Below are 26,182 nucleotides of genomic sequence, written 5' to 3'. Positions count from 1 at the left end.
GAGGGGGTGAACGGTTTCGACTCCGTACGTCGATCCAAGGGAAGCGTGCCGGTGCAGGCGGGAGACCACCGAGAGCGTCGCCGCAACTTATAAGCGCCGACAAGAGTCAGCGCGAGTTCGCCCTCGCTGCCTGAGCGAGGAGCAACTCTGTCGGACCGGGAACGCCTCCGTCCCGGAATCCGGCATCGACTAGGAGGCTCTTACCGCCAGACCCGGCCGCGGGGCCTGGTGGGACATCGAACAGCGGCTGGGCTCGTCACCTCGGCTAGTTCGCGAGACCGAGGGAGCCAAGCAGAGGCATAGCGGACTGCGCACGGAGAAGTCTTGGTGAAGCGACGGAGGACCCGGGTTCGATTCCCGGCACCTCCACTTGGAGCCTGGTTGACGCCTTTGGCGTCTTCCCGGCTCCTTGTTTTTTGTACGGGGCCGAGCCCCCGTAGGCCCCCACGGTGCGGTGGTCCGGTGGGGGAGTGCTCCTTGCGGGGGTGGGGGGTTGGGTTGGGTGGGGACCAGCCTGAGCCGGTGAACGGCGTGGGGGTGGGCTCGGCCTGCGGCCTTCGACGTGTGGGGGCTCGGCCTGTGGCCTTCGACGTGCGGGGGCTTGGCCTGCGGCCATCGACGTGTGGGGGGCTTGGCCTGTGGCCTTCGGGGTGGTGTGGGCTTCGATTGGTGTGGGCTTGGCCTCCGGCCTTCGACTTGTTGGGGCTCTGCCTGGGGCCTTTGGGGTGGTGGGGTTTGGGGTTGTGGGCTTTGTGTGGTGTGTGGGTTCGGGTTTTTGCTGTTGGGTGTTGGGACGGGTGGTGTGGGGTTGCTGTTCGTTGGTGGGCGAACTGATCGTGGTGGGGGGTTACTGGGGGTGCAGTTTTCGTTGCGAAGTGGTTGCGGAGTTACTTTCGGGTAGTTGTGGTGATTGTCAGGGGTCGGTGTCGCGGGTCACTATCGGATCGGCCTACTCGCCGGTAGGTTCGCTCGGTTCGGACTCAATGAGGAGTTGCCCGTGAGCCTTCGTCCGTTTCGTCGGGCGGGTGCGATGCTGCTGACCTCCGTGGTCGGGGTGTCGCTCGCTGTCGCCACCGCATCCGGCGCGTCCGCTGAGGAGCGGCCGCCGTTCTACGAGCCGCCGGCCGAACTGCCGTCGGGCAATGGAGACGTCGTCCGTTCCGAGTCGTCCGAGTACTTCCTCGATCCGTTGAAGGTCGTGCAGGTCGATGCCGATGTGCAGCGGGTGATGTACCGGTCCAGTGATCGCGGTGGTGCTCCGATCGCGGTGACCGGCACCGTCATCACGCCGCGCGGCGAATGGGCAGGTGAGGGGGAGCGGCCCGTCATCGGCTACGCGCCGGGCACCCAGGGCATCGCCGACCACTGCGCGCCGTCCCGGCAGCTGGCCAACGGCACCGAGTACGAGGGCTTCTTCGTGAAGGCCATGCTCAGCAAGGGCTACGCGGTCGCCATGACCGACTACCAGGGCCTCGGCACGCCGGGAGTGCACACCTACACCAATCGCGAGGTCAGCGGCAACGCGGTGCTCGACGTGGTGCGCGCCGCGCAGCGGCTGCCCGACGCTGACGTGCCGGACGACGGTCCGGTGGTGCTCTACGGCTACTCCCAAGGCGGTGGCGGAGTGGCGGGAGCGGCCGAGCTGGCCTCGGACCACGCCCCGGAGCTCGACATCCGCGGAGTCGCGGCCGGTGCCGTGCCCGCCGAGCTCGGCGGAGTGGGCGAGAACCTCGACGGCGGCTTCTACGCCGCGTTCCTCGGCTACGCCGTGGCGGGGATCGCCTCCGGCTACGACATCGACCTCGCGCCCTACCTCAACGACAAGGGCGAGCAGTTCCGTGAGGGCGTCGAGAACTCGTGCACCGTGGACGGGATCGCGCAGTTCGCGTTCGCGCAGTCGAAGGACTTCACCGAGGACGGCAGGCCGCTGACCGAATACCTGACGGAGGAGCCGTTCGCGAGTGCGGTCGGCGAGCAGCGGATCGGCAACGGCAAGCCCGACTTCCCCGTGCTGCTCGCGCAGAGCCGGTTGGACGACGTGATCCCCTTCGAGCAGTCCAAGAACCTCGCCGACGAGTGGTGCGGCAAGGGTGCGGACGTGCAGTTCGCGCCGAACCTGGGGCCGACGCACATCGGCGGGGCGATCGCGTCCTTCCCGCGCGCGTTCGCGTGGATCGACGACCGCGTGACCGGTGAGCCGACCACGCCGAACTGCGGCGACACCGACCAGGCCCCGGTCGACCCGGAGATCCCCGTCGACGAGCGGCAACCGCTGCTGCCGCAACTGTCCGAGCGGCTCGACGTCGAGTGAGCCGAAGGCCGGGGCGTCGGTGGGCGCCCCGGCCTGGCCGGCCCCTGCTCGCCGTCGCGCTGTTGCCCCTCGGAGAGGGACAACAGCGCCAGGGACGGGACTGATCAGCCGTCGTCCTTGAGGTAGACCTTGGCGGTGCTGCCCTTGCCGGTGGCCTTGAAGTTGACGGACTTCCCCTTCGGGCAGGCCTTCCCGCTCTTGAAATCGTTGTTTCCTACTTTTCCGTAGGCCCAGACGCACTTCCCGTTCGCGGCGGTGTCCAGCACCCAGCCCGTGATCGTGATCTTGCCGCCCTTGCAGGTGAGCTTGAAGTCGGCCCTCCCGCCGGGGATGTCGATCGGCCCGTGGTCACCGCACTTGCTGAGCGGGGCGACGTCCTGCGCCGGAGCCGCGTTGTGCGCCGCGCTCGCGACGGGACCCCCGAGCACCGATGCCAGGCTCGCCGCCATTGCGGTCGCCACCATCGCCCGTTTCGCTTTGCCCATGTTCGCTCCTTTTCATCCGTTCCGTTGATCGCTGAAATCCATCCCGCGAGTCGCTTCGGCAACGGATTCCGGTCGAGCGGTCACTCGGTGCGGCCGGCACCTCGTGACCGCTCGACCTCACCCCCAGCGACCCCCAGTGAGCGGTGTCGAACCGCGTGGACACACCTTCACCGGGCGAATTCCGGTGGGACAACGCGCTGGGACGATCTTGGGACGATGGGATGAAATGTCTGTTGCGACCAGGCTTGATCGGGCCGTCTTGAGATGAATCGGGGCCGCTGGGACGGCGTCCCGTGGGAGACTCCCCGGCCATCGGAACGCGAGGGGAGCGCGAGATGGCGCCGGGACGCGGCAATGCCGTTGCGGAACTGCTCGACGACCTGAAACGGCGGAGCGGGTACAGCTATGAGCAGATCGCGGCGCGAACTCACCTGAGCAGATCCACGGTGCACCGCTATTGCAGCGGGCAGGGAATCCCGCAGACCTTCGGGGCGGTCGAATCGATCGCCACGGTGTGCGGGGCGAGCAGGGCGGAGCTGTCGAAGCTGCATCGCTTATGGGAAGGGCCGGACCGCGACTCCGGACCGGACGGGACCGCGATGCAGGGCGACGCCGTGATTCCGGAAATGGCGGAACGTCCCGAGGGGCCGGGCGATTCCGGGGTGGTTGAGCGGCCCGTCCCGCGTCCGCAGGACGGGCCGGCCGCGAGAGCGCGGTGGTGGTGGTTCCCGGCGGCGGTCGCTACTTTCCTCGCGACGTTCCTGCTGGTCGCGTACGTGCTTCGCGCCGGCCCGCCGCCGACCTCCGCGCCGGCCGAGGTCTCCGCGCCGGACTGGACGCTGCAGCCGCAGCCGATCGACCCCGCGTTCGTCGGTGTGACGATGAACAGCGCGACCGGCATGATGCCCGGATTCCCGGTCGGATCAGCGCGGTTGTGGGAATCCGAGACCCGCTGGCAGAGCCTGGAACCCGAGCGCGGCAGGTACGACTGGACCACCTTCGATCGGCTGGTCCGGGCCGCGGGCAACGCGGGGCTGCCGCTCGTGTTCACCTTCGGTGGCACGCCGGGCTGGGCGGCTCCCGAGGGCGGGACGTCGGCGTACAACGACGATTCGCGGATCGGTCCGCCGGACGACCTGGACGATTGGGAGCGCTTCGTGCGCGCCGTGGCCACGCGCTCGGCCGGGCGGGTGGAGGCCTTCGAACTGTGGGACTTCGGGCCGCCGTACTTCACCGGGTCGGTGGAGACGCTGGTCGAGATGACCGAGATCGGCAGTCGCGTGATCCGGGAGGTCGCCCCCGGTGCCACGGTCGTCTGCCCCGGGTTCGGGGAGCTCTGGGAGCCCGCCAACCACGCCTTCCTGGCGCGGTTCGCCGAGCTGCGCGGCTACGACCACTGCGATGCGGGCGGGGTGAAGCTGCATCCGCGGAAGGCCGCCGACCCGCCCGAGACGATGTTCGAACTCGGTGCCGACATCGAACGAACCCTGCACAACGCCCACGCGAACCCGTCGATGTGGAACACGGGCGTCAGCTTCGCGGACCCGTTCGATCCGAAGGTCGAGCCGGAACGGGCCGCCGACCACGCGGTTCGCTTGTACCTGGTGAGCTTGTGGCTGTGGTACGACCGCGTCTACTTCTACAGCTGGGGCGGTGGGCGGGTGCCGATCCCGTTGCAGGCGGCCGGTTTCCCGCCGACCAAGGCCGGTCGGTTCGTCGGTGAGTTCCAGAACTGGCTGCGCGGTGCGCGGATCAATTCCTGCGGTCATGGGGGTGGGGCGCTGCTGCCGGAGAACGTCTGGCAGTGCCGGTTCGACCGGGGCGGCGAGCGGTTCGTCATCCGCTGGACCCACGAGGGCACCGCGTGGCTACCGCCGGAACCGGGCTCCGAGGTGGTGCAGCGCTTGGACGGCTCCTCCGAGATCGTGGACCAGGATCAGCCGATGGAGATCACCGGCAGGCCGGTCCTGCTCCGCCCGTCGTGACCCGGCGCGCGCCCGTGCGAGGTCAGGTGGGGTGGACTTCGGAGACCTGGAGGGGGTGGCCGGGCAGTTCGGAGCGCGAGGTGCGCAGGCCGTCCAGCATGATGATCAGCGCGCGGTCCGCGGCGAGCCGGTTGGCGGGGGACGGGCTGTTGGTGCGGCGCAGCAGCAGCGAGTAGGTGGCCGCCACATCACCGGCACCGACGTCGGTGCGCATCGAGCCTTCGGCCTGGGCGGCGTGCACCACGTCCTCCAGGACGCTCAGCAGGGCCGCCCGCAGTTCCTGGGTGACCTCGTCGCTTTTGAGGATCTTCCAGGCGGTGGGGGACAACATGGCCAGGTGCACGCTCAACTGGAGTTCTTCGGAGCCTTCAAGCAGGCGCACCAACGCCTCCCAGCCGGTGTGCTCCGCCGCCGCTGCTCGCGCGTGGGCCAGCGCGTTGGCGAAGTTGTCCCTGGCGACGGCGCGGATCAGCGCCTCGCGGTCGGGGAAGCGCCGGTAGAGGGTTCCGACGCCGACGGCGGCTCGGCGTGCGATCGCTTCCATGGGGGCGTCCGGCCCCTCGGCGGCGAAGATCGCCTTGGCCGCGCTGATGATCTGGTCGCGGTTGCGGCGTGCGTCGGCGCGCAGCGGCAGTTCACCTTCCTGCGCCGAAATGTCCGAGCTCACGGGGGGATTCTCGCATCCACCCGTTAGCAGGTGGACGGAACGCTTCCGGTTCAGTACGTTCGGAGATAAGCGGAAGGTTTTCTTCCATATTGGGAGGCTGAGTCATGCCCGATGTGACCGACAAGCCAGTGCAGGACTTCCCCGTCGCGCGGCAATGCCCCTACGCGCCACCCGAGGAGTACGCGCAGCTGCGCGAATCGGCGCCGGTGTCCCAGGTCAGGACGCCGGTCGGCACAACGGCGTGGGTGCTCACCCGGCACGAGGACGTCCGCTTCGCGCTCTCCGATCCGCGGTTCAGTTCCGACCGGCGCAACCCCGGGTTCCCGTTCCTCGTCGCCGGCCAGCAGGAGTCGATCAAGAACTTCCGGCCGAACATGCTGTCGTTGGACGCGCCCGAGCACGGGCCGGTGCGGCGGTCGGTGCTCGGCGAGTTCACCGTGCGGCGGATGCAGGCGCTGCGGCCCCGCATCCAGCGGATCGTGGACGACTGCCTCGACTCGATGCTCGCCGGTCCGCGACCCGTCGACCTGGTCGCGGAGCTGGCGCTGCCGGTGCCCTCGCTGGTGATCTGTGAACTGCTCGGCGTGCCCTACGCCGACCACGACTTCTTCCAGGAGCGCTCCGCGGCGATGCTGCGGCGCACCACCTCGGCCGACGAGCGGCTGCGCGCCGCCGGTGAGGTGCGGGGCTTCCTGGCCGACCTGATCACCGCGAAGAAGTCCGCGCCCGGCGACGATCTGCTGAGCAGGCAGATCGCCAAGCAGCGCGAGGACGGCATCGAAGACGACGAGGGCCTGGTCGCGACGGCCACGCTGCTGCTCGTCGCCGGGCACGAGACGACCGCGAACATGATCTCGCTGGGCACCCTCACACTGCTGGAGAACCCCGGTGACATCGCGGCCATCAAGCACGATCCGCAGCGCACGCTGGGCATGGTCGAGGAACTGCTGCGATACCTCACCATCGTCGAGACCGTGACCTCGCGAGTCGCCACCGCCGACGTCGAGATCGGCGGCACGCTCATCCGCGAGGGCGAAGCCGTCATCGCGCTCGGGCACACCGCCAACCACGACCCGGCGACGTTCCCCGAGCCCGCCGAGTTCGACATCGATCGCGGTGCCCGCCAGCACGTGGCGTTCGGCTACGGGCCGCACCAGTGCCTCGGGCAGAACCTGGCGCGGCTGGAACTGCAGATCGTGTTCGACACGTTGTTCAGCCGGATCCCGTCGCTCGCGCTGGCCGGGCCTCGCGATGAGCTGCCGTTCAAGGACGACGCCGTCATTTACGGCGTGTACTCGCTGCCGGTCACCTGGTAGCGGTGTTCCGCCAGGCCCCGCGCTCCAGCGGATGCGGATCCGAGACCACTGCGGACGGTCGAGCGAATCGTCGAACGGGGCGGCGGGGCGTGGTGTAGCGCTCCCAGCCGGGGTCCCCGTCGGTGGCGAAGCGCACCCAAGCGGAGTGCACCTCGGCGCCCAGCTCGGGATCGTATTCCGTGCCCAGCAGGGAGTTCGGGCCGTGCGACCCGGGGCCGCGGGCGGAGTCGAAGACGAAGGGCAGCTCCACGCCGTGCGCCGCTCCCAGTGAGCCGCCGAGTGCGGTGGAGCGCCAGGCGAACTCGTAGCGGTACGTCGTCGCGTGCGCGGAGTGCGCGTCGGCGAGCGCCCGGGTGCCCGCGCCGAACAGGGCGTCGCCGAGCACGGCCGAGCGCAGCTCACCGGCGGTGGCCGACGGGCGTTGCGCCCGGTACGCGGCGACGAGCCGATCCGGATCCGGGTGCGCTCGCGCCGCGACCGATCGCACATCGTCCAGTGTGGACTGATCCAGGTCGCAGTTCGGGGCCAGGTAGAGGTTGCCCTCTTCGGTGTTGTTCCCGACGAGCAAGGTGATCTCCGCGCCAGCCCCGGCGGCGACGGACACGGCGGGCTGCCGTTCCAGCACGAGGCCGAACGGGGTGAGCCGCAGCAGCGGGTCGAATCGCCCGTCCACCGCGAGGTCCATCCCGCGCAGCTGCGGCGTCGCCGCGATCAGGCGTTCATCGGGCACCTCCGCCAGTTCCGCCACCGGCACGGCCAGGACCGAGCCGAGCCGGTTCGCTACGAGCTCGGCCTGCGCCGGCACGAACGCGCCGAGCCCGTTGCCGCTCTGGCTGATCACCCGCCGGAACAACCCGCTGTCGGCGTGCTCGGCCAAGGCGGCGTCGACGATGGTGGCTCCGGCGGACTGGCCGAACAGGGTGACGTTGCCCGGGTCGCCGCCGAACGCCTCGATCTCCTCCTGAACCCAGCGCAGCGCGGCCAGCACGTCCAGCAGCCCCCGGTTGTCCGGAGCTCCCGGCACCGAGAGCCATCCCGGGGCGCCGAGCCGGTAGTTCAGCGTCACCAGGACCACGCCGTCGCGGGAGAAGCCGGTGCCGTCGTAGAGCGCGGCCTGCGCCGAACCGGACACGAATCCGCCACCGTGCACGAAGACCATGACCGGCAAGCCGCGGGCGGCGGTGTCCGGCGTCCACACGTTCACCGTCAGGTAGTCCTCGCCGCGGACCCAGCCGGGGCCGAAGAACGGGGCCATGTCCAGCGCGCCGAACGCCCGTTCCGGCGATGGGGCGGTCGGGCCGGGCCGCGTCGCGTCCCGCACGCCGTCCCAGCGCGGAGCAGGCCGGGGAGCGGCGAACCGGGCGGGACCGACCGGCGCTGCGGCGTAGGGGATCGCGGAGAACACCAGGCCGTCGCCAGTTCTCCTGCCCTGGACCCGGCCCTTCGCGGTCGGCACGGTGGTCATCGGTTGCTCCGTTCCGGGCGGTCGAACGCGGCCCAGTCCTTGATCTCGAAGCGGTCGCCGGAGCGGCCGACCTCGGCCGCGCCGTGACCGCCGAAGTGGGCGGGCACGACCAGGGCGGTGTTGTCCGCGGCGAAGTCGAGCAGTCGGCGGCGGGACGCGCGGGCGGTCGCCGGGTCCTCCTCGAAATCGCAGTTGTGCGTCGGATCCTGCATTTGCAGCGGGGTGTGCAGCAGGTCGCCGATGAACACGGCGCGGTCCGAACCGGAACTCAGGTGCAGCACCGAGGAGCCGGGCGTGTGACCGGGCGCGGGCAGCAACCGCAGGTTCTCGTCGATGACCCGCTCGCCCTCCCACAGCTCGGCGAGCCCCGCCTCGTGCACGGGCGCGACGCTGTCCTCGAACACGTTCTGGTGGCTGAGCGCGCGCTTCGGCCGGTGCTCGCCCAACGGGTTCCAGTAGTCGAAGTCGAGGCGCGGCAGCAGGTAGGTGGCGTTCGGGAAGGTCGGCACCCAGTCCCGGTCGACGAGCCGCGTGTTCCACCCCACGTGGTCCACGTGCAGGTGCGTGTTGATCACGATGTCGACGTCCTCCGGGCGGACGCCCGCCGCGGCCAGGTTGCCGAGGTAGCCGGTGTTCAGGTGCCGCCAATGCGGCGAGTACGGCCGTTCCTTGTGGTTGCCGACGCCGGTGTCGACGAGGATCGTGCGGCCCGCGCTGCGCAACACCCAGGTCTGCACGGCCGAGATGAACCCGTTGTCGGCAGGTGACCAGAAGTCCGGGGCCAGCCAGGACCGCTCGGCCTCGAACAGCTCGGCGGGGATGTCGGGGAAGAACTCGTCCATGCCCATCGCGCGCCCGTGGAACTCCAGCACTCGCGTGACTTCGACGTCTCCCAGCGTGATGCTCTGCATGCCCCGAAATATGCACCGCGCACCAGGTCGCGGGGTATCCGTCACGTGACTGCACCTGCGCCGGGAGGGCTACAGTCGGCGGACGGGAGGCTGCTGTGCAGGAGATCATCGGCCGGGACGCGGAGCTCGCGCAGGTGCGGCGGGCGGCCCGCGAGACCGGGCAGGTGCTGATCGTCACCGGCGATCCGGGGATGGGCAAGACCACGCTGCTCGACGCGGCGGCCGAGCCGGACGCGCTGCGCGCCACCGGCAGCGAGACCGAGACGAATCTGGCCTTCGCCGGACTGCACCAGCTGCTCGCGCCCGTGCTGCGCCGGGCCGAAGGGCGGCCGGAGGCGGCGCGGCTGTTCGCCGCGTTCGGCGTGGACGAGGACCCGGTCGAACCGGACGTGATGCGGCTGGGACTGGCCGTGCTGAGCCTGCTGTCCGACACCGGTGGACTGCTGATCGTCGACGACGCGCAATGGCTGGACCGCGCCAGCCTGGACGTGCTCGCCTTCCTGGCCCGCCGGATCGACGCCGAGCCGCTGAGCCTGCTCATCGGTGCCCGTGAAGACCAGCCGCTGCCCGGAATGGACCGGCTGCCGACGCTGCGCCTGGAGCCGCTCGGCGACCTCGACGCGAACCGGGTGCTCGACGCGCGGCCGCAGCCGCCGACCGGTGCGCGGCGGTTGCGGGTGCTGGCGGAGGCCGGGGGGAATCCGCTGGCGCTGACCGAACTCGCCGCCGTGCCGGAGGAATCCGGTCCGGGACCGTCGGCCACCACCGAACGGCTGGAGAAGATCTTCGCGGCGCGGGCGCAGGAACTGCCGGAGCACAGCCGCGAATTGCTGCTGGTGCTCGCCGCCGCCGACACCGCCGACCCGGTGCGCCCGCCCGGCGCGGGCTGGGAGGCCGCCGAACGAGCCGGGCTGGTGCGCTGGACGGGCTCCCGGTTCCGGTTCCGGCATCCGCTGGTGCGGTCCGCGCTGTACCACTCGGCCCCGTTCGAGCAGCGCCGCCGGGCGCACCTCCGGCTGGCCGCTGCGACGGAGGAACCGGATCGGCACGCCTGGCACCTGGCGGCCGCCGCGGGCGAACCGGACGAGGACGTCGCCGCGGCACTGGAAGCCACCGCCGAACGCGCCCGCCGGCGTGGTGGCTACGCGGCCGCCGCGACCACGCTGGAGCGCGCCGCCGAGCTGAGCCCGGACCGCGCCGAACGCGCCCGGCGACTCGTGCTCGCGGCGAACTCCGCGTTGTTCACCGCCCAGGCCGGGTGGGTGGAGGACCTGGCCGCGCGGGTCGTGGGCCTCACCGACGATCCGGAGCTGCTCGCGATCGCCGCGCTGCGGACGGGGCAGGCGCTCACCGTCACCACCCGGCACGCGGCGGCGTTCACGCAGTTGTTCCGCACCGCGACCGCGCTGGCGCGGCGCGATCCGGGCACCGCGCTGGACGTGCTGGCCACCGCCGCCGTCGTCGCCTACTACTCGGCCGAACCGGGCAGGCGCGATGCGGTGCTCGCGGCGCTGCCGGAGATCCCCGGCGAACAGAACCCGGTGACCAGGGCATGGGTGTCGGCCGTCGCGGACCCGGTGGGCAGCAGGGCGGAAGTGCTGCCGCTGCTTCCCGCGCTGAGTTCCGCGGAGTCCGGCCCGGGACACAGCGTCGCGGTGGCGACGATCGCCTGGCTGCTGGACGAGACGCCGCTCGCGGTTCGCCTGTTCGAGCAAGCATTCGAGCGCTGGCGGGTGCGGGGACCGCTGCCGGAAGGGCTCGGCTGCGCCCAAGGCTGGGCGCTGTTCGAATCCGGTGCCTGGACGCAGGTCCGGGCCATCGCGGGAGACTCGCTGAACAACGGTGCCCGCGCCGAACTCCCGCACGTCATGGCCGGATCCAAGACGATGGACGGCGCCGTCCTGGCGCTACGAGGGGAATCCGCGCGAGCCGCGGAACTCGCCACCGAAGCACTGTCCATGGTGGACCCGGCGGCGAGCCGGATGGTGGCGGTCCGGGCCAGGTACGTGCTGGGCATGGTCGCCGCCGGGGCGGGTGATCACGCGACCGCCTACGCGCAGTTCCGCCGGATGTTCACCGCCGACGGGGAATTCGAGCACTACCACCAGTCCGCGGTGGCGCTGCCGGAACTGGCCGCCGCCGCGGCACGCCTGGGAACACCGCACGACGCCGAGCGCATCGTGCGGGCCGCCGCGCACCGACTCGACGACGGCGCGTCGGTGCGGCTGCGGGCGCTGCTCGACCACGCCCGCGCGATGCTGGCCGCCGACCCGGAACCGCTGTTCGCCGCCGCGCTGGCCGACCCCCGCACCGAGCAGTGGCCGTTCGAACGCGCACGAACCCTGCTGCACCAGGCCGAATGGTTGCGTCGCGCACGCCGCATCGCCGAGTCCCGCGCCCCGCTGGAGGCGGCGCTGGAGACGTTCCGCAGGCTCGGTGCGGCTCCGTGGACCGCCAGGGCCGAGGCGGAACTGCGGGCCTCCGGCGGCGCGGACCCCGGCACCGCCGCACCCGACGTGCTCGACGAACTCAGCCCGCAGCAGCAGGAGATCGTCCGGCTGGCCGCGCGCGGACTCACCAACCGGGAGATCGGGGATCGGCTCTTCCTGTCACCGCGCACCGTGGGCTCGCACCTGTACCGCTCGTTCCCGAAACTCGGTGTCAGCAACCGGAACCAACTGCGCGACCTGCTCGAGCCCGCCGCAACGGTTCCACCGGAGTGAACGCCCCTTTCGCCTGATCACGCCGGTCAAGGGCCATTCACCTGATCGGCGCCGCCGGGTGAACGGCCCGTCCGACCGGGCGAAGGAGACAGTCACCTGAGCAGGTGTGAACGTCACTCGTCGGCTTCCTCCAGCGCTCCGATCCACAGGTAGTCGCGGGCTCGGGTGGTCGCGACCAGGAGTTGCCGTTGCAGTGCTTCGAGTTCGTCGCGGTGGAAACCGATGGGCCGGTGCTCGTCGGGCAGGAACACCGCGCGGAACTCGAAGCCCTTCGCCTCCGCCAACGTCCCCACCCGCACCGGCTCCGGATCCGCCGACCAGGGAGCGATCCGATCGGCGGGGAAACCGTTGCGGCGCAGCACTTCCACCCACTCCTCAGCGGCGGAACGGGTGCGGGTGAGCACGGCGGAACCGGTTTCCGCGCCGAGCTCGCGCAGTGCCGTGAGCACCGCGTCCTGCTGCGCGGCTCCGTTCCACCGCACCACTTTCCCGCCACTGAGCACCGGCAGCGCCGACCGCAGCGTCGCCGGCGCCCCGCCGTCGATGTCGTCGAACCGGTTCACCGCGTCCAGCTCACCGGCGGCCTCGACGATCGCGCCCCGGTTGCGGTAGTTGCGGCGCAGCACCTCGCTGCGGCCGCGCAACGAGATCCCGGCTTCGGACAGCCGCCAGCCACCGGCGAACACCTGCTGCTGACCGTCGCCGATCAGCAACAACCGGTTCGGTCCTTCGCCGCTGACGGCGTGCACGAGCCGCAAACCGACCAGCGTCAGGTCCTGCACCTCGTCGACCGCCACCACCGAATAGCCGCGGCCCAACGGTTTCCGCCCGAGCTCGTCCCACGCGCGGATCAGCACATCGTTGCGGTCGTAGATGCCGCGTTCGCACAGTTCCCGCTCGTATTCGCAGTAGAACTCCCAGACGTGCGCCCGGAAAGCGGGGCTGAGCTGTCCACCGCGACCGCGCCGCGGCGCGGACTTGTACGACTCCAAGGTGCCCAGGCCACGGCCTTTGATCACCCGGTCGATCTCGTCCTTCCAGTAGTGCCGCGATGGGCGAGCGCCCGCCAGCGGTCCCCGACGCCCGGAGCGTTCCCACACGTCCGCGAACGCCGCGTCCACCCGCGGTTCGTCCACCACCGCGTCCCGGCCGCGTTCGGCGAGCAGGTCGGCCGCCCACGAATGCAGGTTCCGGAACTCCACCCGGTGCGCCACCTGCGGCGCCAACGCCCGGAACTGCTCCCGCGCGAGCTCCGGCAGCGTGTTCAGGTGTGTGGTGAACAGCAGCTTGCCCGGGCTGCGCCGCGCCAAGTACGCCAGCCGGTGCAGCGCGAGCGTCGACTTCCCGGTGCCCGCAGGCCCCGAGATCAGCGCGGGACCGCCGTATTGCCTGCGCACCGCGCCGAGCTGGGGGTCGTCGAGGAACAGCCGCCAGTCCAACGCGGAGTCCTGCGGCGGATGCTCGGCCCGCTCCTCCCGCAACCGCCGGACCTCGAACAGGCCGGAGGAACGGTCCGAGGAACCCACTTCGCCCGCGCCCCTCGGCTGCGGAATCCGGTACGGATTCCACGCGATCGGAGTCAGGTCGAACGTGCGGTTGTCCAGGTGGCGGGCGGCGGCCAGCGCGTCCGCCGCGTCCAGCAGCGGCTCGTCGCGCACGAGCACCCGGTCCAGTTCCGACTCGGTCACCACCAGGTGCTCACCGTCGCCCGCGGTGCCGCGCCGGCCTTCCGGGAACACCGCGACGGTGCGCAACGCGGCCTCCGTGAGCAGCCCGTGCGGCGTGGCCAGTCCCGCCAGCAGTTCCGCGGTCCACACGAACGCCGCGCGCGTCGCCTCCGCGTGCGGCTCGTGATCGCACAGCAGCACCACCAGCACTCCGCCCGGGCCGATGAGCACCACGTCCGGCCGGTTGTCCGGGGTGTGCGGGGCGAACTGGTTCAACAACGTGTACCAACCGGTGCCGCGCTCCACCGCGAACCGCTCCACGACCCGCTTCTGCCAGGTCGGCAACGGGGGGCGTGCGCGGAGCTGTTCGTCGGCTTGGCGCCGCAGCCGCTCGCGGTGGTGATCGTATGTCCCTGTCACGGCGACTCCCGAGTTCGCACGCAGGTGCTCTAGCGACATTACGGTCTTCTGGCGCGATTTCGAGAGTTGCGAACTGGGATCACCTTAATGTCGCAGGCGGATACGAAACTTGGCCGGAGACCTCCACAATGGACGTGTGGACCCGCTGCACGATCCTGACGACGACGCCCTGCTGCACCCGCGCCAAGCGCGGGAACTCGCAGGGCTGGTCGAAAACGCCCGCCTCGCCTCCGGCGCCGTCCGGTACGGCCGCATCGGCCGGGTCGGCGCGGCCACCCTGGTGCTCAACCAGGACAACCCGTTGCCCGCCGCGAACCACGCCTGCGGCCTGTGGGGAACGCTGGCCGAAGTGGCCACCACGTTGCTCACGCTGGAGCAGTCCTTCGCCGACGCGGGACGCTCCGAAGCCGTCGTGTACGCCTCGCCCACCACCGTCGGGGAGATCGAAGGCATCGCCGACGACTCCGGCTGGCGCGCGGTGGAGGAGAACATGGCGCTGCTGCACCGCGCCCGCAAGACGGCCACCCAGCCCGTGCGGCCGGCCACCGACGACGACCTGCGCGGCATCGCCGAACTCATCGGGGACGACGCGGGCCTGTCCGACTCCGGCGAACGACGCCTGGTCCGGACCTTGGCGCACCGGGGCGACGACCCGCGCTGCGTGCTGCGAGTGCTCGACGACCCGGAGGCCGATCGGCTCGCGGGCTTCGCCCAAGGCTTCGTCGAACACGGCGTCGCCCTAGTCGAACACGCCATCGTCCGCCCCGGCCGCAGACGCCGCGGAGCAGGATCGTCCCTGGTCGCAGACGTCGTGGACGACCTCTACGCCCGAGGCGCCCGCCTGGTCGCGGCCTACGGCGACGAGGGCGGAGCAGCGGAACGCTTCACCGAAACCTGCGGCTTCGAACCCGTGTACCCCGTCACCGCCTACGCCAGACGAGTCGACGAACTCCTCGACTGACGAGAACACCCGACCCGCACCGGCACCTCTACGCGGCGAAGCCCGCGAAGGTCGCAGCGAAGCAAGCCTGCCTTGCGGCCGGAGGCCGTGCCTGTATGCGCGTCAGCGCATAGCCCACGTAAGCAGGGTGACCACCGACGGGTTCTCGGCTGTCTTCTCGCGAGGACGGGTTTTTCCCTCGTGGCGGAGCCACTAGGGAAAAAGATCCCGCAGCGAGAAGACCGCTGAGGTTCCACTACCCGTACGCCTCAGCAACAAGAGCCGTGGAAGCAATCCTTAAAGCCGACCTTCCACGCACCACAGCAACCACACGCCAAGCCGGGGAAGGTTCTAAACCCCCGCCGACACGCCAAGCCGGGCAAGATTCCAAAACCCCCGCCGACACGCCAAGCCGGACAAGATTCCAAAACCCCCAGCTGACGCAGGTGTCCGACGTCCCCTAACCGGGTATGTCGTCGTTGGTGCTGACAACCGCAGTGCCCGAGCCCGTGGCGAGGTGGTGATCACGATGACGGCGACTATGCGGCTGCCCAAACCGGTGGCGGAGACCTGGGAGTGGCAGTTGCAGGCTGCTTGCCGGGACTTGAGCACGAGCACGTTCTTCCACCCGGAGAACGAACGCGGCAGCGCCCGCAGCAATCGCGAGGAGCAGGCCAAACGGATCTGCCACTCCTGCCCGGTGATGCGATCCTGCCGAGAGCACGCGTTGGCCGTGCAGGAGCCCTACGGCGTGTGGGGCGGACTCAGCGAGCGGGAGCGCCAGGAGCTGCTGGCGAAGCGGGTGCCGAAGCAGCGCGCCGCGGCCTGAGGAGGGTGGCGATGAGCATCGGCGTGCCCGGCAACGACCTCACCGAGCAAGACTTGCTGCGGGAGATCCACCAGCTGCACCTCACCCGGAACGAGACGTTCCTGCACGGCTCGCACGACGCGTTGCGCGAGCACACGGCCCGCTCGTTCGCATTGGAACAGGAGTACCTGCGCAGGCATCCGGACCGCGAGGTCGACCCGCGGCGGACTCGCGCGGGCGCGAGAGGAGACCCGGTTCATGGCCAGTGAAACGGACCAGCAGACCCCCGAACAGCAGTCCACCGGCTCGACCCCCGGCCCGGGCGGCCGTAAACCGAGGATCGTCATCGTCGGTGGCGGCCACGTCGGCCTCACGGTCGCCATGCGGCTGCAGAAGCAACTGGAGCCCGGCGAAGCACGGATCACCGTGATCGACCCGCAGTCGCACATGACGTACCAGCCGTTCCTGCCGGAGGCGGCCGCCGGTTCCATCGAGCCCCGGCACATCGTGGTTCCACTGCGCCAGACGCTGCGCCGCAGCGAAGTCCTCACCGCACAGGTCACCTGCATCGACTACGGAAATCGTGAACTCACCGCGACGCTCGCCGACGGCACCGAGGAGCACGTGACTTACGACGTGCTGGTGGTCGTGCCCGGTTCGGTGTCGAAGGCGCTGCCGATCCCCGGCCTCAGCGAGCGAGGCGTCGGTTTCAAGACCATCGGCGAGGCCATCTACCTGCGCAACCACGTGTTGTCCCGGCTGGACATCGCAGCCAGCACCTCGGATGTGAAGCTGCGGCGGCGCCTGCTCACCTTCGTGTTCATCGGCGGCGGCTACGCGGGCATCGAGGCGATGGCCGAGCTGGAGAGCATGTCCCGCGAGGCCGTGCCCAGCTACCGAACTCTGGACACCGGCGACATGCGCTGGATCTTGATCGAGGCCACCGGGCGCATCATGCCCGAGGTCAGCGCACCTATGGGCGAGTACACCCGCCGCATCTTGGAGGAGCGCGGCATCGAGGTGAAGACCGACACCACCGTCAAGACGCTCACCGACGGGCACGTCGTCCTCTCCGACGGCGACGAGTTCGACGCGGACACCATCGCCTGGACCGCAGGGGTCAAACCGCACCCGATGCTGGAGGACTCGGATCTGCCGCGCGACGCCAAGGGCCGCGTCGAATGCACCCCGAAACTCCAGGTCCGCGGCACCCAGGAGGTGTTCGCGGCCGGTGACTGCGCGGCCGTTCCGGACTTGACCAGCGACGACGAGGACGCCATGTGCAGCCCGTCGGCGCAGCACGCGGTGCGTCAGGCCAGGGTGCTCGCCGACAACATCGTCGCTTCGCTGCGCGGCCACGAACTTCGCGACTACCGGCACCGCCACGCCGGCTCCGTCGCGGGCCTGGGTTTGTACCAGGGAGCCGCCGAGGTTTACGGGATCAAGCTGAAAGGCCTGCCCGCGTGGGTGCTGCATCGCGTGTACCACTTGGCGAAGCTGCCGACGGCGCGTTTGAAGGCCCGCATCCTCGGTGACTGGCTGTTGGAACTGCCACTGCGCCGCCAGACCGTGGCCCTGGGCGAACTGCACGATCCGCGCGCCGAGTTCGTCAGAGCCGCCAACACCCGAGGCCTCCCCAGCGAGCACGGCCGAGCAGGTTGACTCCGACGGGCGGCCGCTGAGGATTCCCAGCGCAAAGCCTCAGCGGTCGCCCGCGCGGCGGATTCTCGGTCGCGTCGATGATCCAAAGGGGACCCCCTTCGCGAGCCCCTCAGCGACCTGTTGTACGGTATGCAGGCACGCGATGAACGGGACCGGAACACCGGAACCGAACACCGCAGAAGTGAATCAGGGGCTGTGGCGCAGCTGGTAGCGCACTTGACTGGCAGTCAAGGGGTCAGGGGTTCGAATCCCCTCAGCTCCACATTGAAATCGCAGGTCACAGGGCCGATGTTCTTCGGAACATCGGCCCTGTTTCCTTTCTGAGGGACTAACTGCGTGACTACGGCTCTCTGCGCTGGGTGGGGAAGAGTCGATCCATGGTCCCTGAGTCGTCGACGAGGACCGGCCTGATCTGGTGCCGGTAGATCAGCTCGGTCACCCTGGTGCCGCTGTGACCGACCAGCCGCGCGATGTCTTCCAGCGGTACCCCGGAGTCCGACATCAGTGAGACGAAGCTGTGGCGCAGTTCCCGCGGAGTCCACTCCTTCGGATCGAGTCCGCAGGCTGCGGCCTTGATGACTTTCCGGAACTCGCGGCGCACGTTGTGCGAGTCGAGTTCAGTGCCGACCGCGGACGTGAACACGAGGTTCGTCGCCTGCCAGCTGCTGGCGGCGATCTGCTTCGCCCGCCGTTGCCGGATGCGGTGCAACCGCAGCGCGACGACACAGCGCATCGGAAGCGCGAGCGTCCGGCGTGACTTTCGCGTCTTGGTGTCGCCACCTTCGCGAACCGAGCGCCACACCGAGATCGAACGAGGCACCGGAGGTTCTGCCGTGACGGCACCGTCCAGGTCGACGTGATCCCAACGGAGCGCGCGAAGTTCTTCGGTACGGGCTCCGATGAGCAGTGAAAGCACGATGTAGGCGTGCAACGGAGACTTCTCCGAGGCTTTGAGCACGGCCCTGGCCTGTTCCAGGTTGAGGGACTTCGACGGCCTTCCGTCCAACCCCGTTGGAATCTCGCAGAGGGATACGACGTTCCGTTTCACCTTGTCCCTGGCTTGCGCGTGCTTGACGATCCGGCTCAAGAGCGAATGCAGCAGGCGTACGGTTCGCGTGCTCAGCACGCTGGCCCTGTCGGCCAACCATTTGTCGACCTCTTCGACGGACAGCTCACGGAGTTTTCGCTTTCCGAGGCGGGGGAGGATGTGGCCTTCGACCTGGAAGCGGTAGTTGTCTACTGTGGACTTGCTTCGGCCGCTCAGCCCGTAGGCCAACCAGCTCTGGGCCGCATCAGCGACGGAGTAGGCGGTGTCTTCAGCCGGTTGACCATCTTCCTGGTCGCGCAGGATCTCGCGGAGTTTCGCATGGGCGGCGGTCTTCGTCTTGCCGCTCGCCTTCCGGACGATGCGCTTTCCGCGTGCGTCGAAACCGACCGTCACCGACGCGATCCACCGCTGTCGTTCCTCGGACCAGTACAGGCCGCCGTCACCTCGGCTACGCCGCTTTGCCATCGGTGGCCTCCTTCGCCTCGTTCTCCAGCAGTTCCACGTACTCGTCCAGCGCTCGGACGGGAATCAGCCGTGAACTGCCTTGGGACACCGAACGCAGCCGTCCACTGCGCAGCTGTTCGTAGATCGTTGAGCGGCTCATGGAGAGCAGAACCATGGCTTCGCGGACCGGGTAGAGAAGTCGAGCGGGGACGTCCTCGCGCCGGAACGGGGTCGATTCGGTGCTGACGTTCTCGGTCACGCTGCTCCCCTCTCGGTGGTGTTGGCGGGGTTGTCCGTCCCAGCCGTCCCAGGCGTTGCGATGCTGGTCAGGCTGGGACGGTTTGGTTCGGTGGGACGCTTTGATCCGTCCCAGGGGTGCAAGGCGTCCCGCGTTGAGCTGGGCGGCGACGCTTGGGACGGCCGGGACGGCTCACCCCCAGGGGGCGGGCAATAGCGGGTCCAGGCGTCCAGGAAGTCCGCCCGTCGGTAGCCCTTGGACTGGCTGCCGTCCGGGAAGCGAACGTTTCCCGAGCGGATGTCGAACTCTCCGAGCAGCCGGGCGAGCTTGGCCTGAGTGAGCCCTTGAGCCCCGTAGTCCCGCCACGGCGCTTCTGGGTCGGCATTGAGCTGACGGATGAGTTCCCCGCTGGCGATCTCGTACTGATCACCGAACGCGGTGCGGCAGTCCACCAGCAGCCGAGTGCGCAGCGTTCCTTCGTTGTCGCCCTGGGACTCGGCGATCAGCGTCAGGGCCGCTTGCCGTGCCCGGTCGGGCCAGTCACCGCCCGCGTGATCGGCGACAGCGATCAGCGGTTCCCAGGTGTCGGCGGCGCGGTCCTCGATGGGCATCGGGGGTTCGGCGCGTTCGAGTTGGGCCAGGTCGGTGCGGAGCCAGTCGCTGATCCGTCCGGCGAGTTCCACGAGCGCGGGGCGGTCGCGGCGGTGGCGGTAGGGGGCGACTTTTTCGCCGGGTGCTCGGCGGCGCATGCGGATGATGACGGCGCGGTCTTCGATGGTGTCGGGCATGGTGCCGATTCCGGCGAGTGCGGCCATCGCGAACGTGGCGATCGACTCGACCCGGTTGGTGGAGGCGTCGTAGCGCTTGGCCGGGCGGTTGCGCTGGTGCCCGGCGTTGAGCAGACCGCGAAGATCTTCGTTGCCATCGGCGTTCGGGCCGAAGATCGTGTCTGCTTCGTCGACGAGCATCGTGGGCGGGTCGTCAGTGATGGAGCGGTAGACGGCCGCCGGGCTGGCGTTGACGGTCAGGAACGGGTCATGGCAGGTCGCCTCCACGACGTCGAGCAGTCGGGACTTCCCGCAGCGCTTCTCCGGTGCACGGATGACCAGGCGCGGGGCGTGTGCCCAGGCGAGTTGTGCATGGCTGGCGGCGGTCCAGAGCACGACGGCGTCCAGGGCGTGCGGGCTGGGCAGGATCACGTAGCGGGTCAGGGCGGCGTGCAGTTCGTCGAGCAGTGCGGCGCCGGTGCGGGCGGGCTGGGATGTCATCGGGCTGTCTCCGGTGGAGTCGGGAGTGGTCATGCGGTGCGGCCGAGGCCGAGCAGGGATTCCGGGCCGTCGTGGCTGCCGCGTTGCCAACCGCGTGCGGCGTTGCGGCGGGCGGTGGCTTCTTCGAGCGGTTTGCCGGTGCGCTGGCGGCGGCGGATCGCGGAGGCGACCAGGGCTTCAACGGCGTCGTGCTCGGACCACGGCGCGGCGTCGTGGACGGCGAGATTCGCCAGCCGACGGGCAGAGGCGTAGACGAGTCGCCACCGCTCCCCTTCGCGTGTCTCGACCTTGTGCAGCTCGGCATCCCAGATCCGGCGCCAGTAGGCGGGAGCGTGGTCTCCGATCGGACCGGCGGGGACGTTGGGAGCTTCCACCGGCTCGACTGCCGGAGTCGGAGGAGCGACCCGCGGCCTCAGCCACTCGGGCAGTGGGGCGATCTCGATCCCGAACGACACTCGCTCGTAGCGGCCGAAGAGGTCTTCGGGTGGCGCGGTGATCCCGCAGCCCGGTGCGACCACGTAGCCGCCTTGTGCCCGGATGTCGATCTGGTGGCCGACCCGGCCGGTGGCGTCGCTGCTGACTTCCAGCTCGTCAGGGGAGCGGAAGTACAGGTGACGTCCTTCGCTGGGGGTCTCGACGGTCAGCGTCTCCGGCCAGGCCACGTCTTCGGCCGCGGTGATGGCGTGCAGTGCTTCCAACCCGTCCGCGACCGAGGTGGGCACGTCGTGTGCGGCGGGTGCGGCTGGCTTGGTCTTGCGGTCCAGGTCGAGCACCACGAGTCCGGACGGACCGGTACTGATCGCGACGTTCGCTCGTGGAATCCGCGACCACCAGCGCCGGATCTGGTCCAGGTCGGTGGTCGCCGAGAGGTAGCCGTGGCACGGACGCTCGGCTGCCAGGCACCCGCATTCAGCAGGGATGCACTGCTCGGCCCTGCACCCCGAGCAGTTGCCGAACGGGCGTTTGCTGTTCGGCCGCAAGGGAAAGACGTGCAGCTCGTGGCGCGCGAGCCAGGTGGCGAGTTCGAGGGAAGTCGTCATGGTCTCCTCCTTCATGCGGCGTGGTCGGGTGGCGACAGATCGCGGGTGCGCCGAGGTCTGCCGGTTCGGATCGCGGGCATCCGGCGGGCATGTTTGGCCCGGTACATGCGGCGATCGGCCGCGCCGAGCAGGTCGCCGAGCGGAGTGCCGGCTGCGGCGACGGTGAGCCCGAGGCTGCCGAGCGCGGTGATCTGATGGCCGCGTACGTCGAGGGGCTCGGCGAGAGCGGCTGTGATCTCGTTGGCCCGGCGCACGGCGTGGGTGCGGGTGGTCCGCCCGAGGTGCACGGCGAACTCGTCCCCGTGCAGCCGGACGGCTCGCTCACCCGGTGCGGTGTTATCCGCGAGGCGGGCGGCGACGGCGGCCAAGACCTCGTTGCCGAAGTCGTGCCCGTGGGTGTCGTTGATGACCTTGAAGCGGTCGAGGTCGATCAGCAGCACTCCGACCAGTCCCGCTCGACGGGTGCGGCGTGCGTGGCGGCGGAGGGCGGAACGGTTGCCGATGCCGGTCAGTTCGTCGGTGTGGAGACGTCGGTGGAGCGTGACGGCCGTGGCGGTGGCGATTGCCGCCCAACCAGCGGTAGCCAGCGGCAAGGTGATCTCTGCGAACATCAGGTGCGCCTCCTGCGCAAGGGGGTGAAGTGGTCCCGCCCGGTCGGTGCTCCGGCCAGAGACAGCCGGGCGGGGCCGCGGTCTTCGTCAGCGGTTGCGGCGGTTGCTGTGGTGCAGGCGCCGGTAGGCGTTCCACGCCTTCAGCCCGATCCGCGGGCGCAGCCCGGTGGCGCGGCAGCGCGGGCAGTGGCGGATGGCCCGGATGAACGGGGAGCGGAGCTTGCCCGTGCCGCCGCAGGTCCGGCAGGCCTTGAACGGCCAGATCTTGCAGCTCGCCGCGTAACCGAGAGTGACGATCAGTAGGGCGGCGAACAGGAACGCCGTTGCCGGTTCGGTGGGGGTCATGGATGGCCTCCTGGCGGTTTTTGGCACGCGTCGGCCCAGGCGCCTCTAGGGGCTAGGGCGCTGGTGAGGAAAGAGAGAGGTGTCTAGCGGGGTCTCTAGGCCTAGAGGCGGCACCGTCTAGGGCTAGAGACGTGCCGGGGGCTATCCGGCATCGCGATGACGGTTACGTTCCGTGACTTCTTCGGTGATGTCGGCGCGGGTGATGCCGATGCGGCTGGCGCCCTTGCCTTCGTCGGTGGTGCCCCAGACCTGAGCGGTGCGGATGCCGTGTCGCTTCAGTGCGGCGGTGAGGTCGGCGGCTTCCCGGTAGGTGCCGTAGACGTCGGGTCGCAGTTCGTAGAGGCGTGCGATGACGCGTTCGTTCCAGACCTTCTTCTCCGCCTCCGGCACCACCGTGAGGACGTCTTCCAAGAGCGTGTCTCGGCGGGAGTCCTCTTCGGACTCCAGTCGCTCGCCGATGGCGTGACCGGTCAACGTCCCCGCCTGCTCGCGCAGGTTCCGGGCGTAGGCAACGACCTTCTCCGAGGCGGGTCCGTCGAGTCCGGCGACGCTGCGCACGATCTGCGCTTCGCTGCCTTCGCCGACGAGGTAGCCGATGCCCTTGTCGTCCCACGCGAACGTCGTGGCGCGCACGCCTTGCTTGTACTTCGAGGTGCCCAACACCATGTCGTTTTCGGTCTGTCCCTGGACTTTCAGGCAGAACCGGGTCGAGACGTTCGCGCTGATCCCGGTCGGCAGGCTCTTCGCGTCGGGGCGCTGGGTGGCGAGCATCAAGATGATGCCCAGCGCCGGACCCCGCTTGACCAGGTCCGTGCAGATCGCCTCCAACTCCTCGCCGAAGTCCGGATGCTCGAACCACACCTGGCACTCATCCACCCCGATCACGATCGGATGCAGCCGCAAGCTCTTCTTGCTGGCCAAGTCCGGGGTGACCTTGTTCTCCGGCGCCTTTCCGCTCTTCGCCAGATCGCGGATCAGCTTCGCCCGCCGCCGCAGTTCGTCGCGCAGCCCGCGCAGGTCGGTCACGGCCTGGTCGATCTCTTCGGGCTCGTCCCCGACCCCGTGGACGTGGGTGACGGGTTCGAGGGGGTCGAGGTCGCCGGTGCCTTTGAGGTCGTAGGTGTGCAGCTCGGAACGCGGATCGAGTGCGGCGATCAGCAGCAGCTCACGCAGCGCGAACGTCTTACCCATCCGCGGAATTGCCCCGATGACCACCGAGGTGAACATCAACCGCACATCCACCCACCGCCCACGCTGATCGGTGCCGAACGGCTGCGACTGGAACAGGTCCACCCGGTGTCCCTTGCGCAGCGCCCATGCCGGTTGGGTGGCCTTGCGCATGTCCTGATCCCCGACCCACAGCACGAGGCGTCCGGCGTGTTCGGTGTTGTCGGCTTCGGGCCACACACACCCGAGCGGGCGCCGGAGTCCGGAGGCGAGCTTGGCGCGGCGTTCCATGATGTCGCCGGGCGTGACTCCGGGCGGCAGGTCGATGTCCGCGCGCCAGCCCTTCCCGTCGCGTGCGATCGGCCGGGGGAACCCGACCCCGGTTCCGCCCTTGCCCAAAGCCTGGTTGACCAGGGAGATGCCCAGCGACGCCAAGGCCGTTTCGACAGCACCGGAGGTGAGCTTGGGGACCTTGGTGGACTCCACCGCCCGGCTCGCGATCGGCTTGTCAGAAGGCGCTCCCAACCAGCCCAGACCGGCGAGAGCAGCGGTGACGAAGACCCACTGCGCGATCTCCGGCAGCAGCTCCCGCACCAGGAAGATCGCTACGACGCTCGCAGCGCCGAGGCCGGTGGCGATCACAGCTCTGGCCCGGACTCGGCCGTCCCGCTGCTGGGAGAGCTTCAGGTACTCGGCGGCGTCCTCTCGTCGGGCCGAGGCGTACCGGACCGGACGACCTTCGGCGTCGGTGACCCAGTTGAGCAAGGCGCGCAGCAGCCGGAGGGTTCCTTGCGGAACTCGCGCGAGGATGCGTCCGAGGTAGAGCGGGCAGCGCACCGCGTGGTACCCGGCGGTGTGTCCGGTGTAGCCGAGCGCCCACCGCGCGGTAGCCCGGAATTCCTGCGGGTCCTTGGCCCAGGCGGGGAGGATCGGCAGCCGCTTCTCCGGTCGCACCAGCGGCGACGTGGTCTCGGATTTCTGCTCGGTCTGGTCGACGGTCTCCGGCTCGACGATCTCGCCCTCGACCACCTCCGGCTCCGGCGCTCCGGGCTTCCCAGAGTTGGGAGCTTCGACCCTCTCGGAGTGCAGGTGCAGGACTCGTGCGGTCTGCTGCTCGTCCTGGTCTTGGTGCTCGTTGTGGTTGGTCATGGGGTCACCTCCGTGGGGTCGGTGTGCAGCAGGTGAGTGAGGGCCGCGCCCATGCCGAGCACGGCAACGGGCAGGCAGGCGACCAAGGTGGTGATCCACCAGGGAGCTGAGGTCATGCCCGCGGCGGTCATCAGGTGGTAGGCGATCTGCCCGAGTGCGCCGAGTCCCAGCGAGCCCAGCGCGGAGATGCGGGCGAACCGGCGTGCTCGCTGCGGGACCTGGCCGGAGAGCCAGACCCGCAGTGCGTAGGCGGCGTAGGTCTCGACTCCGATGGGGAGGGTGATCGCGGTGTTGAGTTCGAACCCGTCCCAGATGCCCGGAAGCGGGTGCACGATGCCGAAGCCGGTGAGCCCGCCCAGGCCGACCCAGCCGGACCAGATCGCCACGAACGCGGGCAACGCCAGCAACAGCACCGGCCATCGCGGAACCGGCCGGGCCACTGGAGGCAGCTCCGGGCTCGCGATCTTGCTGGCCTGCTCGTGCTCGGCAGGAACGGCTTCCGTGTGAGTGCCTTGTTTCTCCGGTCCACGGCCCCTTGCGGAGACGGGCTCGGTGGGTTCCGGCTCCGGGGTCAGCTGGTCTTCGTCGTCCTCCGAGAGGGGCTCGGCCGGGTCCTGGCCGGAGTCGTCCGGCTCGGTCTCGGCGACCAGGTGCAGCCGGACCGGACTCGCCTCCTCGGCCTCCGCATCAGCTTTGCCAAGGAATTCGAGGACCGTGTTTGCCTTCTTCGCCCCGATCCGCAGTTCCGACATCAGCCGGTTCCGCGACGGCAACTCGCCGAGATCGGTGGCCAGCTGCCGGGCTTGCGGGATCAGCTCGTCGATCGGAACCGGGTAGGCGCTCTTGGCGGTGTTCATCGGGCCACCGCCCCACCCAGCCGCGGCGCCGGTGTGCGCTCGGCCAAGTAGTCGACGGTGAGGATGGCGCCGCGCAGCAACGCGACCACGGCGAACGCGCACAGCGCGGCCGTGCGCACCAGCCCGGAGGCCAGCGACAGCGCGATCAGCAGGGCGATCGGAAAGACCAGCCCTCGCAGCACCCGGAACGTCACCCGCACGGACGGGCTCACGAACCTGAACAGGCGCACTAGCATCGGATTCCTCCTGGTTGATCAGGGATTGGTCGGGAGCCCCGGCCCGGCGGTTCTTGGCGGGATCGGCCGGGCCGGGGGCACCGCTAGCTGAAGGTGCGGACGTCGTAGACGACGGTCGTTCGGCTGACGCTGATCACGCGGCCTCGTCGTGCAGGACCGTCGGGTCCTCAACTGCGGCGGTGACACGTCGGAGAACGGTGTTGTCGGCCCGCCGCAGGTGGCGCCGAGCTCGCACCCGATCGCCGGAACCCAGGTTCGAGCTCCCGGAAGGCGCTGCGGGAGGCTGCGGCGCTCCCAACTCTTCGGCGATCACGGCATCCCAGTGGTCCCGCACCCGCAGTCGGTCCCACTCAGGCAACTCGGCTTCGATCGAGGCCAGATCGGCAGCGCTCGGAACGTCGAGGTCAAGCTCGTACATG

23 protein-coding genes, 1 tRNA gene and 1 other RNA gene are annotated in these 26,182 nt (G+C 69.7%); 10 read left to right on the top strand and 15 right to left on the bottom strand.

Translation table 11 applies throughout. The annotated features are described in order from the left end of the window. Positions 1 to 2 precede the first annotated feature (2 nt). Positions 3 to 372, top strand: a transfer-messenger RNA (tmRNA) gene (gene ssrA / locus H2Q94_RS25965). Between the two features lie 658 nt (positions 373 to 1,030). Then, a complete protein-coding gene (locus H2Q94_RS25960; RefSeq protein WP_475274564.1) occupies positions 1,031 to 2,311 on the top strand; it encodes a lipase family protein in 1,281 nt (426 codons plus the stop codon). Positions 2,312 to 2,415: 104 nt separating this feature from the next. Here the strand turns inward: H2Q94_RS25960 and H2Q94_RS25955 are convergent, their stop codons facing one another. After that, entirely contained in the window at positions 2,416 to 2,796 is a 381-nt protein-coding gene (locus tag H2Q94_RS25955; RefSeq protein WP_243789779.1) for a hypothetical protein, read from the bottom strand. A 335-nt stretch (positions 2,797 to 3,131) separates the two neighbouring features. Between H2Q94_RS25955 and H2Q94_RS25950 the strand changes: the two genes are divergently transcribed. After that, positions 3,132 to 4,781: a helix-turn-helix domain-containing protein gene (locus tag H2Q94_RS25950; protein ID WP_243789778.1), complete on the top strand. Its 1,650-nt coding sequence runs from the start codon at positions 3,132 to 3,134 to the stop codon at positions 4,779 to 4,781. A 22-nt stretch (positions 4,782 to 4,803) separates the two neighbouring features. On the opposite strand, the gene H2Q94_RS25945 is transcribed toward H2Q94_RS25950, so the two are convergent. Continuing rightward, positions 4,804 to 5,448, bottom strand: a complete 645-nt coding sequence (locus tag H2Q94_RS25945) for a TetR/AcrR family transcriptional regulator (protein ID WP_243789777.1) — start codon at positions 5,446 to 5,448, stop codon at positions 4,804 to 4,806. Positions 5,449 to 5,552: 104 nt separating this feature from the next. Between H2Q94_RS25945 and H2Q94_RS25940 the strand changes: the two genes are divergently transcribed. Then, positions 5,553 to 6,764 (top strand): cytochrome P450, encoded by a 1,212-nt coding sequence (locus H2Q94_RS25940; protein WP_243789776.1) that lies wholly within the window; start codon positions 5,553 to 5,555, stop codon positions 6,762 to 6,764. Here the strand turns inward: H2Q94_RS25940 and H2Q94_RS25935 are convergent. Both H2Q94_RS25935 and H2Q94_RS25930 read right to left on the bottom strand, forming a co-directional pair. Next, positions 6,754 to 8,229 (bottom strand): carboxylesterase/lipase family protein, encoded by a 1,476-nt coding sequence (locus tag H2Q94_RS25935; RefSeq protein ID WP_243789775.1) that lies wholly within the window; start codon positions 8,227 to 8,229, stop codon positions 6,754 to 6,756. The two genes, H2Q94_RS25940 and H2Q94_RS25935, sit on opposite strands and share 11 nt — an antisense overlap. Continuing rightward, positions 8,226 to 9,140: an MBL fold metallo-hydrolase gene (locus tag H2Q94_RS25930; RefSeq protein ID WP_243789774.1), complete on the bottom strand. Its 915-nt coding sequence runs from the start codon at positions 9,138 to 9,140 to the stop codon at positions 8,226 to 8,228. The genes H2Q94_RS25935 and H2Q94_RS25930 overlap by 4 nt, the downstream gene beginning before the upstream one ends. A 95-nt stretch (positions 9,141 to 9,235) precedes the next feature. Here H2Q94_RS25930 and H2Q94_RS25925 point away from each other — a divergent pair, with 95 nt between their 5' ends. Further along, the gene (locus H2Q94_RS25925; RefSeq protein WP_243789773.1) at positions 9,236 to 11,863 is read left to right on the top strand and encodes an ATP-binding protein; all 2,628 of its coding nucleotides are present in this window, start codon (positions 9,236 to 9,238) and stop codon (positions 11,861 to 11,863) included. A 113-nt stretch (positions 11,864 to 11,976) separates the two neighbouring features. Here the strand turns inward: H2Q94_RS25925 and H2Q94_RS25920 are convergent, their stop codons facing one another. Beyond that, complete coding sequence (locus H2Q94_RS25920; protein WP_243789772.1) at positions 11,977 to 13,950, bottom strand: UvrD-helicase domain-containing protein; 1,974 nt, start codon at positions 13,948 to 13,950, stop codon at positions 11,977 to 11,979. 136 nt (positions 13,951 to 14,086) lie between these two features. On the opposite strand from H2Q94_RS25920, the gene H2Q94_RS25915 reads away from it, so the two are divergent. The 5 genes from H2Q94_RS25915 (at position 14,087) to H2Q94_RS25895 (ending at position 17,622) form a co-directional block, all read left to right on the top strand. Continuing rightward, a complete protein-coding gene (locus H2Q94_RS25915) occupies positions 14,087 to 14,911 on the top strand; it encodes a GNAT family N-acetyltransferase (RefSeq protein ID WP_243789771.1) in 825 nt (274 codons plus the stop codon). A gap of 508 nt (positions 14,912 to 15,419) precedes the next feature. After that, positions 15,420 to 15,719, top strand: coding sequence for a WhiB family transcriptional regulator (locus H2Q94_RS25910; protein ID WP_243789770.1), 300 nt, complete (start codon positions 15,420 to 15,422; stop codon positions 15,717 to 15,719). 11 nt (positions 15,720 to 15,730) lie between these two features. Beyond that, positions 15,731 to 15,967: a DUF6158 family protein gene (locus H2Q94_RS25905; protein WP_243789769.1), complete on the top strand. Its 237-nt coding sequence runs from the start codon at positions 15,731 to 15,733 to the stop codon at positions 15,965 to 15,967. Then, positions 15,957 to 17,360: an NAD(P)/FAD-dependent oxidoreductase gene (locus H2Q94_RS25900; protein WP_258718631.1), complete on the top strand. Its 1,404-nt coding sequence runs from the start codon at positions 15,957 to 15,959 to the stop codon at positions 17,358 to 17,360. Before H2Q94_RS25905 ends, H2Q94_RS25900 begins: the two co-directional genes overlap by 11 nt. Before the next feature lie 189 nt (positions 17,361 to 17,549). After that, positions 17,550 to 17,622: transfer RNA gene (locus H2Q94_RS25895), tRNA-Ala, on the top strand. A 78-nt stretch (positions 17,623 to 17,700) separates the two neighbouring features. On the opposite strand, the gene H2Q94_RS25890 is transcribed toward H2Q94_RS25895, so the two are convergent. The 10 genes from H2Q94_RS25890 to H2Q94_RS25845 form a co-directional block, all read right to left on the bottom strand. Beyond that, entirely contained in the window at positions 17,701 to 18,873 is a 1,173-nt protein-coding gene (locus H2Q94_RS25890) for a site-specific integrase (RefSeq protein WP_243789768.1), read from the bottom strand. Next, positions 18,857 to 19,111 carry a helix-turn-helix domain-containing protein gene (locus H2Q94_RS25885; RefSeq protein ID WP_243789767.1) on the bottom strand — a complete coding sequence of 85 codons (255 nt, stop codon included), beginning with the start codon at positions 19,109 to 19,111 and terminating at the stop codon, positions 18,857 to 18,859. Before H2Q94_RS25885 ends, H2Q94_RS25890 begins: the two co-directional genes overlap by 17 nt. Further along, positions 19,108 to 20,358, bottom strand: a complete 1,251-nt coding sequence (locus tag H2Q94_RS25880; protein ID WP_243789766.1) for a DUF3631 domain-containing protein — start codon at positions 20,356 to 20,358, stop codon at positions 19,108 to 19,110. The genes H2Q94_RS25885 and H2Q94_RS25880 overlap by 4 nt, the downstream gene beginning before the upstream one ends. Before the next feature lie 29 nt (positions 20,359 to 20,387). Next, complete coding sequence (locus H2Q94_RS25875) at positions 20,388 to 21,398, bottom strand: bifunctional DNA primase/polymerase (RefSeq protein WP_243789765.1); 1,011 nt, start codon at positions 21,396 to 21,398, stop codon at positions 20,388 to 20,390. Positions 21,399 to 21,409: 11 nt separating this feature from the next. After that, positions 21,410 to 22,009, bottom strand: coding sequence for a GGDEF domain-containing protein (locus tag H2Q94_RS25870; protein ID WP_243789764.1), 600 nt, complete (start codon positions 22,007 to 22,009; stop codon positions 21,410 to 21,412). Between the two features lie 87 nt (positions 22,010 to 22,096). Beyond that, the gene (locus tag H2Q94_RS25865; protein WP_243789763.1) at positions 22,097 to 22,354 is read right to left on the bottom strand and encodes a hypothetical protein; all 258 of its coding nucleotides are present in this window, start codon (positions 22,352 to 22,354) and stop codon (positions 22,097 to 22,099) included. Positions 22,355 to 22,495: 141 nt separating this feature from the next. Then, a complete protein-coding gene (locus H2Q94_RS25860) occupies positions 22,496 to 24,670 on the bottom strand; it encodes an FtsK/SpoIIIE domain-containing protein (RefSeq protein ID WP_243789762.1) in 2,175 nt (724 codons plus the stop codon). After that, positions 24,667 to 25,527 carry an ABC transporter permease gene (locus H2Q94_RS25855; protein WP_243789761.1) on the bottom strand — a complete coding sequence of 287 codons (861 nt, stop codon included), beginning with the start codon at positions 25,525 to 25,527 and terminating at the stop codon, positions 24,667 to 24,669. The genes H2Q94_RS25860 and H2Q94_RS25855 overlap by 4 nt, the downstream gene beginning before the upstream one ends. Beyond that, a complete protein-coding gene (locus H2Q94_RS25850) occupies positions 25,524 to 25,763 on the bottom strand; it encodes a hypothetical protein (protein ID WP_243789760.1) in 240 nt (79 codons plus the stop codon). Before H2Q94_RS25850 ends, H2Q94_RS25855 begins: the two co-directional genes overlap by 4 nt. A gap of 133 nt (positions 25,764 to 25,896) precedes the next feature. Next, complete coding sequence (locus tag H2Q94_RS25845) at positions 25,897 to 26,181, bottom strand: hypothetical protein (RefSeq protein WP_243789759.1); 285 nt, start codon at positions 26,179 to 26,181, stop codon at positions 25,897 to 25,899. Position 26,182: the final 1 nt, after the last annotated feature.

Source organism: Saccharopolyspora gloriosae, assembly GCF_022828475.1.
Taxonomy (GTDB): domain Bacteria; phylum Actinomycetota; class Actinomycetes; order Mycobacteriales; family Pseudonocardiaceae; genus Saccharopolyspora_C; species Saccharopolyspora_C gloriosae_A.
Note: the sequence above shows the minus strand (reverse complement) of the source record. Positions and strands in the feature narration are given on the sequence as shown.